The sequence below is a fragment of the Cryobacterium sp. TMN-39-2 genome (assembly GCF_004402745.1).
Classification (GTDB): Bacteria; Actinomycetota; Actinomycetes; order Actinomycetales; family Microbacteriaceae; genus Cryobacterium; species Cryobacterium zongtaii.
In genome coordinates this window covers 1-11,804 of the sequence record NZ_SOFX01000037.1, presented here as the reverse complement: position 1 = coordinate 11,804, position 11,804 = coordinate 1, and the positions used below count along the sequence as shown (strand labels likewise).

Genomic DNA, 11,804 nt, shown 5'->3' with positions numbered 1-11,804 from the left:
CGGGCCGCGAGACGTCCGCGGCGGCGGCGCGGTGGTCCCGGGCGATGGCGCGCCGGGCGGATGCGCCACCGGCCGGGACGGCGGCCCGGGCCGTAGGCTCGAGGTATGAGAGAGTTCTACCCCGAGATCGAACCGTACGACACCGGCATGCTCGAGGTCGGCGACGGCCACACCCTCTACTACGAGGTGTCCGGAAACCCGAACGGCAAGCCGGCCGTCTACTTGCACGGCGGGCCGGGCGGCGCCTCAAGCGCCACCCAACGGCGGGTGTTCGACCCTGAGAAGTACCGCATCGTGCTGTTCGACCAGCGCGGCTGCGGCCGCAGCACCCCGCATGCCAGTGCGCCGGATGCCGACCTGACAGCCAACACAACCTGGCACCTGGTCGCCGACATCGAGCGTCTCCGCGAGCACCTCGACATCGACCGGTGGCTGGTCTGCGGCGGTTCCTGGGGCAGTTCCCTGGGGCTCGCCTACGCTGAAACACACCCAGAGAAGGTCACCGAACTCGTTCTGCGCGGCATCTTCACCCTGCGCCCGATCGAGCTGGACTGGTTCTACGAGGGGGGAGCCGCGGCCATTTACCCGGATCTGTGGGAGGGTTTCATCGCGCCGGTACCCGTCGACGAACGGGGACGGCTCATCGAGGCGTACAGCCGCCTGCTGCACGACCCCGATCAGTCAACCCGTGAACGCGCCGGTGTGGCCTGGTCCACTTGGGAGTCCTCCACCATCACCCTGCTGCAACAGCCGGAGACCATCGAGCGGTTCACCGAGCCGGCCTTCGCCGTGGCGTTCGCCCGCATCGAGAACCACTACTTCATGAACAAGGGTTGGTTCGAACCGGAGCAGCTGCTCCGTGACGCCGCCAAGCTCAAGGACATTCCCGGAGTCATCGTGCAGGGCCGCTACGACATGTGCACGCCGGCGTTCACCGCCTGGGCGTTGCATCAGGCCTGGCCGGAGGCCGACTTCCAGATGATCCCGGATGCCGGCCATTCCTTCGAGGAGCCCGGCATCCGCGCCGCTTTGCTCGACGCCACCGACCGCTTCGCGAACTAGCCTGCGGGGTCAGGATCGGCATCACCCGGCGGCCGTCTGTTCTGCGTGCACACGGCGACCGCCGGTACCGTGCGTGTCAGCGCCGATAGTCCGGAGCGCCGTCCCGGCACCAGCGGCGGTGCCACGCACGGCGGCGACCAGTAGCGCGCCCGGCCGACCCGTCCGGGAGCGGTGCCTCCCGTTGCGCAGCACGCTGACGGCGTACCCCGGGCTGGCTAGGAGCCACTGCACGATGTGACGCCGGCCGAGGTGACGCGCGGCGAATGTCAGCCGGCTGCGGCAGGCGGAGTAGACGTCCAGCGGCGACACCACTCCGGCGACCGGGAACGAACGGGTGCTCCGCACCGCGGTGACGTCGCTGTGCACCGCGAGGCAGCCGCCGGCGGCCACGCAACGCCAGGACAGATCGACGTCCTCCCACGAGCGGAAATGGCCCTCGTCGCATCCGTCCAGCCAATCCCAGAGGGAGGCGTGGATCATCAGGCACGCCCCGCTGAGCCAGCCTCCTGGCGCGGAACTATCCGCATCATCGGTCATCAGCGCGCGGCCACGACGGATGTCCACAGTGCCGCCGCCGAACCACAAGGAGCCATCCGTGCCGACGATGCGAGGGCTCAGGATGCGCTGGGGTTCTGCTGAGCAGCCCTGGGCCAGCGTGAGCATCCCCGGTTCGTCGATGCGCACGTCGGGGCTCAGTATCAACAGGCGATCACAGCCGTGCGATCGAAGCAGCCGCACCCCGGCGTTGACCGCGGCTCCGAAGCCGAGGTCGATTCCCGGCGCGATCAGCGTCCAGCCTTCGCGAGCGCACAACACCGTCGTCGCTTCGCGGTTGGCGAGCCCGCTGAAATTGTCGACGACGACGACCCGTCCGGTGCGCGCGCGCCGCCCGATTCCGACCAGATTGAGCTCGAGAAGATCGGGTTCGCCGTGGTTGACGACAACGATCCCCAGCTCAGCGGGCAGCGGCACCCGAACTCCGGTCCGCCGACATGGTCACAGAGCGCCTCGCGCCACGGTGGACGGCGGCCGCGCACCGGTGCGTCCTCTTCGGGGAGAGCGACCGGTGCGTCCCGGGCTTTTGCCCTGGGTGCTGTATCCGGAGACAAGGCGACGGGCGAGATCTTCGTAGCTGTCGGTGACGTGGCCCCAGTTGTACAGGGCGGCGGCGCGACGCTGCAGAGCCTCACTGACCTCCTGGGTGTGGTGGGGATTCAGCTCGGCGTCCTCGATCAGGGCCGCGAGAGTCCCGGCGTCCCGAAAATACGCTCCATACACGCCGAGCACGTCGCGGTTGAACCTGACATCCCAGGCGATTGCGGCGGTCCTGGCTCCCATCGCGCGCAGGAGCGACGGGTTCGTTCCCCCGACGGAATGGCCGTGCAGATAGCTGACCGAGTGGGCGTACAGCTGGTCGAGCTGGTCCTGGTCCCACAGCCTGCCGAGCAATCGCACCCGCGGGTCGTGGGCCAGGGCGGTGATTTTGCGCGCGTATGCGCCTGGATGCGGGGCGGAACCCACGACTACCAAGGGGAGAGTGGCACTGCTGCGCCGGTAGCCGTCGATGATCACGTCGACATGGTTCTCGGGCTCGAAGCGGGCCACAACGAGGTGATAACCATGGGGCCGCAGGCCCAATTCGGCCAGCCGCGTCGCCGGGGAATTCTGTAGGAGATGTGTCCCGTAGCCGATGAGCTCCGTGGGGATGGCGAACTCCGCGTGGTAATAGTCGACGATGCCCGGCGCGTCGGCGATGAGGGCGTCTGCCCATCGCACCGCCTGTTGCTCGGCCCAGCGGTAGTAGCGGCGGGCAGTCCCGCCCCACTTGTCCCGCTTCCACTCGAGGCCGTCGACATGCACGGTTGTCGGGATGCCGCGTCTGCGCAGGAACGGCACGAATGGTGCGTTCGCCGAGTTGAAGACGAACGCGGCATCCGGGCGCGACCCGGTGGCGGCGTGTGCCACCGAGAAAGCGGTGTGGCTGAGCGGTCCGAATGCGCCCAGACGCAGTGCCGGCAGATGCACCAGACGCATTCCCAGGTAGACGGTGGCCGGGGGGAGGTGGCCAGGCGCCGAGTTGCGGGAGCGGCAGTAGACCGTCACGGCGTGCCCACGATCGACCAGTCGACGGCCGACCTCCTCCACCGCTGTTTCGAATCCACCGAACGCGGCCGGGATGCCTCGGGTGCCGATCATCGCGATCCGGAGCGCCCCCACGTTCGAGGGGGTGACCGGATCGGTGTGGCCGGGGGCCGCCATGTCAGTAGGCCCCCAGGGGGCGGATGACGATCTTCACGGTTCGCCAGATGATCATCAGGTCGCCGGCCAGTGACCAGTTCTCGACGTAATAGAGGTCGAGGCGAACGCTTTCCTCCCAGCTGAGGTTGGAGCGCCCGTTGACCTGCCACATGCCGGTGAGACCGGGCTTGATGTACAAACGCCGGTGCATGTGCGACTCGTAGTTCTCGACCTCGGCGGGCAACGGTGGGCGCGGCCCGACGAGGCTCATCTGGCCGACCACGATGTTCCAGAGCTGCGGCAATTCGTCGAGGGAGTACTTGCGCAGGACCCGGCCCACCCGGGTGATCCGCGGGTCGCTGCGGATCTTGAAAAGCACGCCGGCGCCCTCGTTCTTGTCGAGCAACCCGGCCAGATCGTCTTCGGCCGTTCGCACCATCGAACGAATTTTGATCATGTGGAAGGTGCGGCCGTTGCGACCGACCCGCTCCTGCCGGAACAAGACGGGTCCTGGGCTGTCCAGCTTGACCAGGACCCCGATCACGAGGAGCAGTGGGCTGATCACCAGGAGCGCGGTGGCGCCGAGGGTGATGTCCAGAGCGCGCTTGAGCACGTGCTTGGCGCCGTCGTACTGGGGGATCTCGACGTGGATGAGGGGAAGGCCCTCGACCGGGCGGAAGTGGATGCGGGGACCGGCGACGTCGGTCAAGCGGCTCGACAGCACGAGCTCTGCCGAGGTCTTCTCGAGGTCCCAGCCCAGGTTGCGGATGAAGGTGTTTCCCAGGCTCGGATGCCCGGCCACGATCACGGCATCGACCCCCAACGACTGCGCCGCGGCGGCGACGTGAGCGAAATCGGACACCACGGGAACCCGGTGCCCGGCCGACGTGACGCTGGTCGTGTTCTCGTCCTCCAGCGCCGCCCCCACCACGTGATAGGCGGCGCCCGACTTGTCGTTGATCTGCCGCACGACGTATTCGATGTCGTCCCGGCCGCCGACGACGATGGCCCGGGCGAGGTAGTGACCGAACTTGCGTTGGTGGATGAGCCACTTGCGCCAGAGCCACCGCTCCAGGACCAGGGCCGCGACCCCGAGTGGCAGGGCGAAGACGAAGTACGCACGGGCGGTGTTGACCTGCAACAGCAGGAAGGCGATGGCGAGAAGACCGAAGGCCAGCGCACTGGCGTTGATGACGAGCTTGTACTCGGTGGCTCCCACCGCGACGACCCGCGGCGCCCTGGTACGGAAGGTGGACAGCGTGACGATCCAGGTTCCGATCACCAGTCCGATGACCGCCCAGGCCGACAGCGGGATCGGGGTCGTGTTCGCGATAGGGGTGCCCAACGCGAACCGAGCCAGGAAGGCGGCGGTGACGGCGGCGACGATCACCGCGGCGTCCGTGAGCTGGAGCTTGGTGCGGTACTGGCGTGCCCACGCCGCACCGGACAGGCCGCTGGCGGCGGCGGCCGTGGCCGTGTCCTGAACGTCAGGGACCGGGACCGTCGCGGGCCTGACCAGGCGTAACGGAGCGCGGTATCCGCGGGGGATCGCTTCGGTCAGCGGAGAACCCGGCTTGGGCGCGCTCATGTGTGACCGAAGCTTCCGGCCGCAGACCAGGCGTGCCCGGGGCCGGCTCGCCGGGCCGGGTTCGGGGGTTGAGATTTTCGGGGTCGACGGATCGGTCGACACGTCAAGGACGTATTCACGGAGATTCCCCTGCAGTTCGGGTTTACAGGTTCGTGCGGGAAGTGAAACGGGTACTGGGTGACGGAAATGTCGGATGGCGCGGGTGTGACGTTGTGGCGGGTGTCGCAGATGATCTCGTGAGTGAGCTGATATATCCTCAGCAACTCACGAGCTGACCATACCCTGCAATCAGATTTCGGCGCTGTGACCTGAAAGGGGGGTCAGGTTGCAACGGCTACGCGGCTTCGACCGGCCGAGGCGGGGCATCGGCAGCCGGCGCAGCCAACTCCTCGGAGAGGTGCCGCGCCAGTCTCACCGCCAGGCACACCGCAAGGAACGTCGGGTTGGCTTCGCCGGCGGTTCTGAAAACGCTGCTGGATGCGATGAAAAGATCGTCCATGCCGTGCACCTTGCAGTCGCTGTCGACCACACCGTCGCCTGGATCGGCGCTCATGCGGGTCGTGCCGATGTGATGGAATCCATCCGTTGCCTGAGCGAGCACCGAGGACACCCTCTGGTCCTCGGCGTCGAGGTAGACCACCCGACCGCGTCCGGATGCCCGCAACTGCTCGTCCAGGTACTGGTGCGCCGCGAGCACCGAGTCGAGGTCCTGCACCGCGTACCTGAAATCGATGTCCAGGCCCGGCTGGCCGTCGGCGCCCGTCGTCCCGTTGAGCCGGATCCTGGAATCCGGATTGGGCGTCTGCTCGCCGTGGAAGTGCAGCGCGTAGCTGCCCCCGGCGTTCCGCAGCAGGAAGCCGGGTTTTCGAACCGGTGAGAGGTAGCGCTTGCGGAGGATCGTTATCACGTCGGCCGCGGCGCGAAACGGCCGCTTCGCGATGTTCAGCAGATGAGGTGCGTACCGGCGCGGGCGCGGCCCGATGTGGCGCAGACGGATGCCCTCAGCCAGGATCCGCCGGCCCACCGGGGCCAGGGAGAGGGCGAGGAAGACCAGCGAGAGCGTCGCGTTGCGGTGCCCTTCCTCGTAGAACGGCGGGTTGTCGGCGTAGAAGCTGGTGTTCAACAGGTGTCTCTCGCGCTGGGTGCGCTCGGAGAACGTGAAGCGCCTACGGACGTAGGCATTGTGGTCGTCGAGGCTGAAATCGAGGTCGCGGATGTCCGCCGCGTCGGTGAGCTGGATGTTCGCGATGCTTCCCGTGAGATGACCCATGTAGTAGCGGCCCAGCGGTCCGTCGGCGCCACCGAAGTGGGAGGGCAGCCGGCGCTGCACGGTCAAGAGCAGTCGGGTGGTTTCCAGTCCTCCGCAGGCCAGGACGTACGTCGCGGCGCGTATCGCGAAGGTCTGGCTCTGGTGGAGCACCTGGAGGTGGGTGACGCCGGCGCCGTCAGGGTTGATGATGATGTCGGTGACGGTCGCTTCGCACAGCACCGAGATGCCGGGATGCGCGGCAACCCTGGAGCCGAGCCGGGCCGCCAGTTTGGGCTGTCGTGCCCAGCGTTCCAATTGCGAAAGGCTGACCTCTCCCAGGCCGGCCCAGTCCGCGGCGGCGCTCCGGAAGGTCGGTGCTCCGCAATCCAGGTAGGCTGCGGCGGCCGCTTCCGAAGGCAGCACGTCGGCTTGGCTCAGGGGCCAGCCGCTCCCGTCGACGTAGTCGCGGGTTTCGAAGTCGATCGCCTCGAAGCGCACACACCGGCCGCCCCACAACCAGGACGATCCGCCGAGCCCGCGTCGGGTTGCCTGTTCGATGGGTGCGTGCGTGGCGGGATCGAGCACATGCACCGGAGGACGTGCCGCCCGGGCCGCGGCATCCTCTTTGGCGGCTTGGGTCCCGGCGTCCAGGACGAGAACCCGGAGCCCGGCGTTCGCGGCCTCAAGGGCGAGGGAGAGGCCGACGGGTCCCGCTCCGACGACGCAGCAGTCATAGATTTCGGTGGGGGTGGGCGGTTCTGTGGTTATCGACATCGATACCCGCCTTCGGGACGGTTGGGGCGAGGCCCTCAGACAGGGGTCGGCCGTAGCGACAGAGCCCGAGTGCGGGCGCAGGCGAGTGAGCGATGCTCTCAGGCGGGTGAGATCGTTGCACCGATCCCGACGGTGCGCATCCCCGGCGAGCGGATTCGAACACCCCCCTTCGGGGGCGAGCGGGCCTATGGCCCCCGTGGCACTCTGTGCGGTGTGAGCGATACTCAGCTGTCACGCTGACTGCCGCCCGATCTCCCGTTCTTTCGCACAGGCAATCAGAGGAGCACCGTGTCTGAACGTTTGCCCGTCGTCGACGGCCGAGCCGGAACCTCCACGTTCCTCCCGAGGTTCGGTTCCCTCGCCGCCAAGGCTCTGGCGACGGTCATCGTTGTCGTGAGCGGACTGTTGATCCCGCTCGGGGCGCTGCCGGCGAATGCGGCCGGATGCGGAACGGCACCCAACCCCATCGTGTGCGAGAACGCCCTTCCGGGGACCGCCGCGTCGGTGTGGGACATCAGCGGAGCCGGTGATCCGTCCATCCAAGGGTTCTCCACAGACATCAGCACCAACGTCGGCGGCACCGTAGGGTTCAAGATCGACACCAACGCCCGGGCGTACACGATTGCGATCTACCGCACCGGCTGGTATCAGGGCAACGGCGCCCGGAAGATCGCCGACGTCACACCGGCCGCGGCGCTCCCACAGAACCAACCCCAGTGCATCACCGAGGCCGCGACCGAGTTCTACGACTGCGGCAACTGGGCCCTGTCGGCATCCTGGCCGGTGCCCGCCGACGCGGTCTCCGGTGTGTACATCGCGCTGCTGACCCGTACCGACACCGGTGGCCAAAGCCACATCACCTTCGTCGTGAGGGACCAGGCCAGCACGTCGCAGGTCTTGTTCCAGACCTCCGACCCCACCTGGCAGGCCTACAACACCTATGGCGGCTCCGACTTCTACCAGGGCGCCGATAACGGCCGCGCCTACAAGGTCAGCTACAACCGGCCCGTCGCGACCCGTGGGGGGATCGACGGTCGCGACTTCTATTTCAGCAATGAGTATCCGGCAGTCAGGTTCCTGGAGAAGAACGGTTATGACGTCTCCTACTTCAGCGGCGTCGACACCGATCGTTTCGGGGCCAGCCTGAAGAACCACGAAGTCTTCCTCTCCGTCGGCCACGACGAGTACTGGTCAGGAGCCCAGCGCAAGAACGTGGAGGCCGCACGAGACGCCGGTGTGAACCTGCAGTTCCTGTCCGGCAACGAGGTGTACTGGCGGACCCGGTACGAGCCGTCCGCCGACAGCAGCGCAACGGCCTACCGCACCCTGGTGTCCTACAAGGAGACCTGGAGCCAGCGGAAGATCGACCCCTCCGCCGAGTGGACCGGTACCTGGCGTGACCCCCGGTTTGCGTCCTCGGCCAACGGTGGGGGCCTCCCCGAGAACGGGCTGACCGGCACGCAATACCAGTCCAATTACTCTGACCTCCCTGTCACGGTCTCGGCCGCTGAGGGCAAGACACGCCTGTGGCGGAACACCGGTTTGTCCAGCCTCGCGGCGGGAACCTCCGCGGCCTTGGCGCCGCACACCGTCGGCTACGAATCAAACGAAGACATCGACAACGGCTTCCGACCGGCCGGTCTGATCAGGCTGTCGACGACCACAGGATCGGTGCCGGAGTACCTCACTGACTTCGGCAACACCGTCAGGCAAGGCAGCACGACGCACCATGTCACCCTCTACAAGGCACCGAGCGGGGCCCTCGTGTTCTCGGCCGGCAGCGTGCAGTGGACGTGGGGGCTCGACCGGGAGCACGACGGCCCCGGCGCACCGGCAGACGTGCGGATGCAACAGGCACAGGTGAACCTGCTGGCCGATATGGGTGCCACCCCCGCCACGTTGGCGGCCGGCCTGGTAGCCACGACAGCGAGCACCGATACCACCGCACCCTCTGTCACCGTCACCTCTCCCGCGGCAGGAACCGCCGTGCCCAACGGCGCCAGCACCACGATCAGTGGAACGGCCACCGACTCCGGCGGGGTCGTCGCCGGCGTCGAGGTCTCCACTGACGGCGGAACCAGCTGGAGCGCGGCGACAGGCACCTCGAACTGGTCGTACACCTACGTTCAACACGGCGTCGCCACCCAGAGCATCCGAATCCGGGCGATCGACGACAGCGCCAACTATCCGACCACGCCCACCACACTCGCCGTGACCGTCACCGGGCCGCACTCTGTATTCGGAGTCCAGGCTCCGGCCAAGCCCGACTCGCAGGACCCCAGCGCGGTCGAGCTGGGCCTTCGGGTGACACCGACGGAGAACGGAACGATCGACGGCATCCGGTTCTACAAGAGCACAGCCAACACCGGAACCCACACCGGATCGCTGTGGAGCTCCACCGGCACCCGCCTGGCGACCGCGACCTTCACGAACGAAACCGCGTCCGGATGGCAGACCGCCACTTTCGCCACCCCGGTAACCGTCACCGCTGGAACGACCTACGTTGCCTCATACTGGGCGCCGAGGGGCCGGTATTCAGCTGATGACGACCCCTGGGCCTACCGGGGAGTCACCCGTGCGCCCCTTGCCGTCGCGGGCGGCTTCGGCGCCCAACCGGCCAGCGTCTACAACACCAACGGCGACTTCCCGACCGACATCTACGGTCAGAGCAACTACTACGTCGATGCTGTGTTCACCCGGTCGGGCAACACCGCCCCCTCGGCGACGGCCCAGTCCCCTGGACCGGGTTCCTCCAGCGTCGCCCTCAACACGGCCATCAGCGCCACGATTTCCACAGAGGTCGTCGTCTCCTCCGTCGCCTTCACTGTGCGTAACGCGCAGGGCACGGCCGTCGCAGGCAGCACGAGCTACACGGCCGCCACCCGCGTCGCCACCTTCACGCCGAGCAGTGCGCTCGCCGAGGCCACCACGTATACCGTGACCCTGGCGGCCAGGGACGCCGCGGGGGCCGCGCTCAGCTCGGGCGGCACGTGGTCGTTCACCACTGTGCAGGCTGCCCCGGGCAGCGGATGCCCGTGCAGCCTGTACGACGACAGCACCACGCCCAGCGTGGTGACCGTCGCGGACAACCAGGCGGTGACCCTGGGCGTGCGCTTCTCCGCCCAGACCGCCGGACAGATCACCGGGATCAAGTTCTACAAGGGGCCCGGCAACACGGGCAGCCACACCGGCACACTGTGGGCCGCCGACGGAACCGTCCTCGCCTCGGGAACGTTCACCGCCGAGAGCACCTCCGGTTGGCAGACCCTGGTCTTCGGGTCGCCGGTGAGCATCCAGGCTGCCACGGAGTATGTCGCCGGCTATCGCACCACGGTCGGCCAATACTCCGCGACACCGGGCGGGTACTCCGCCGCGTACACGCGGGGTCCGCTCAGCGCGGGCGTCAACGCGGGCACCTTCAGCTACGCGGCCGGTTTCCCCACCAACCAAACCTCCACCGACTACCTCGTCGACGTGGTGTTCACCGGAGGAGGCGCGGCGGCCGTCGCGGTGTCCTCGACGACCCCCGCCGCCGGCGCAACCGGTGTCGCGGCGACCGCGACGGTGTCCGCGACCCTGACGGCCGCGCCCGCGTCCGGCACACCCTCCCTCTCCGTATCCGACGAGGCGGGCGCGGTTGCCGGTGCGTCGACTTACAACGCCTCCACTCGGGTCGTCACGTTCACCCCGGTGGCGGCGCTTCCGGCGGGCACGGCGCATTCCGCGGTCGTCTCCCTCGCCGGCGCCGCCCTCCCCGGTGGGTCCTGGTCGTTCACCACGGCCGCAGCACCCGGCACCGGCACCTCGTACAGCCTGCTCGGCAACCTCACCCCGGCGCAGGCCGCGTCACCCGACGACACCTCGCCGGTGGAACTGGGCATGTCCTTCAGTTCGGCCGAATCGGGCTCTGTCACGGCGATCCGGTTCTACAAGGGTTCGACGAACACCGGCACCCACACCGGGTCGCTCTGGTCGTCCACCGGCCAACGGCTGGCGACGGTGACCTTCACCAACGAGACGGCGTCAGGCTGGCAGACCGCGCAGCTGGCGACACCCGTGGTCTTGACCGCCGGCCAGACCTACGTGGTGTCCTACTTCGCACCCAACGGCCGCTACGCCTCCACGACAAACTTCTTCTCCACCCCGCGCACCGTCGGTCCCCTCACGGCCGGCACGGCAAACAACGGTCGATACCTCTATGCCTCGGCCGGAGGCTTCCCGACCAACACCTGGCAAGCCGCGAACTACTTCGTCGACGTGGTCTTCTCCACCTCCACGACCACTCCTCCGGCGGCGGTGACGGTGTCGTCGACCACGCCGGCGGCGGGTGCGACGAACGTTGCGGTGTCTGGTGCGGTGTCGGCGACCCTGTCGGCTGCTCCGGCTTCGGGCACTCCGACGTTGGCCCTGTCCAGCGCCGCGGGTCCGGTGGCGGGCACATCCGCTTACAACGCGACGACCAGGGTGGTGACGTTCACCCCGGCTGCGGCCTTGGCAGCATCAACGTCGTACTCCGCGGCCGTGACGCTGGCGGGGGCCGCGGTGTCCNTGTCGTCGACTACGCCGGCGGCGGGTGCGACGAATGTCGCGGTGTCTGGTGCGGTGTCGGCGACCCTGTCGGCTGCTCCGGCTTCGGGCACTCCGACGTTGGCCCTGTCCAGCGCCGCGGGTCCGGTGGCGGGCACATCCGCTTACAACGCGACGACGAGGGTGGTGACGTTCACCCCGGCTGCAGCGCTGGCGGCGTCGACGTCGTACTCCGCGGCGGTGACGCTGGCGGGGGCCGCGGTATCTGGCGGGGCGTGGTCGTTCACCACGTCGGCCGCTCCGGCGGCGGTGACGGTGTCGTCGACTACGCCGGCGGCGGGTGCGACGAATGTCGCGGTGTCTGGT

The 11,804-nt window shown here is 68.1% G+C and carries 6 protein-coding genes; 2 read left to right on the top strand and 4 right to left on the bottom strand.

What is annotated here, in order from left to right; all coding sequences use genetic code 11:
* Positions 1-105: 105 nt before the first annotated feature.
* Positions 106-1,062 (top strand): prolyl aminopeptidase, encoded by a 957-nt coding sequence (pip, locus tag E3O57_RS13945; RefSeq protein WP_088457351.1) that lies wholly within the window; start codon positions 106-108, stop codon positions 1,060-1,062.
* A 21-nt stretch (positions 1,063-1,083) separates the two neighbouring features.
* On the opposite strand, the gene E3O57_RS13940 is transcribed toward pip, so the two are convergent.
* The 4 genes from E3O57_RS13940 to E3O57_RS13925 all read right to left on the bottom strand — a co-directional run bounded on the left by E3O57_RS13940 (position 1,084) and on the right by E3O57_RS13925 (position 6,911).
* Positions 1,084-2,034 carry a glycosyltransferase family 2 protein gene (locus tag E3O57_RS13940; protein ID WP_103479701.1) on the bottom strand — a complete coding sequence of 317 codons (951 nt, stop codon included), beginning with the start codon at positions 2,032-2,034 and terminating at the stop codon, positions 1,084-1,086.
* 24 nt (positions 2,035-2,058) lie between these two features.
* Positions 2,059-3,321, bottom strand: a complete 1,263-nt coding sequence (locus tag E3O57_RS13935) for a DUF1972 domain-containing protein (RefSeq protein WP_088457349.1) — start codon at positions 3,319-3,321, stop codon at positions 2,059-2,061.
* Position 3,322: 1 nt separating this feature from the next.
* Complete coding sequence (locus E3O57_RS13930; protein ID WP_088457348.1) at positions 3,323-4,888, bottom strand: sugar transferase; 1,566 nt, start codon at positions 4,886-4,888, stop codon at positions 3,323-3,325.
* Positions 4,889-5,222: 334 nt separating this feature from the next.
* Positions 5,223-6,911, bottom strand: coding sequence for an FAD-dependent oxidoreductase (locus tag E3O57_RS13925; protein WP_103479700.1), 1,689 nt, complete (start codon positions 6,909-6,911; stop codon positions 5,223-5,225).
* A gap of 288 nt (positions 6,912-7,199) precedes the next feature.
* Between E3O57_RS13925 and E3O57_RS13920 the strand changes: the two genes are divergently transcribed.
* The coding region (locus E3O57_RS13920) for a DUF4082 domain-containing protein (protein WP_134456610.1) at positions 7,200-11,804 on the top strand (4,605 nt) is incomplete at its 3' end.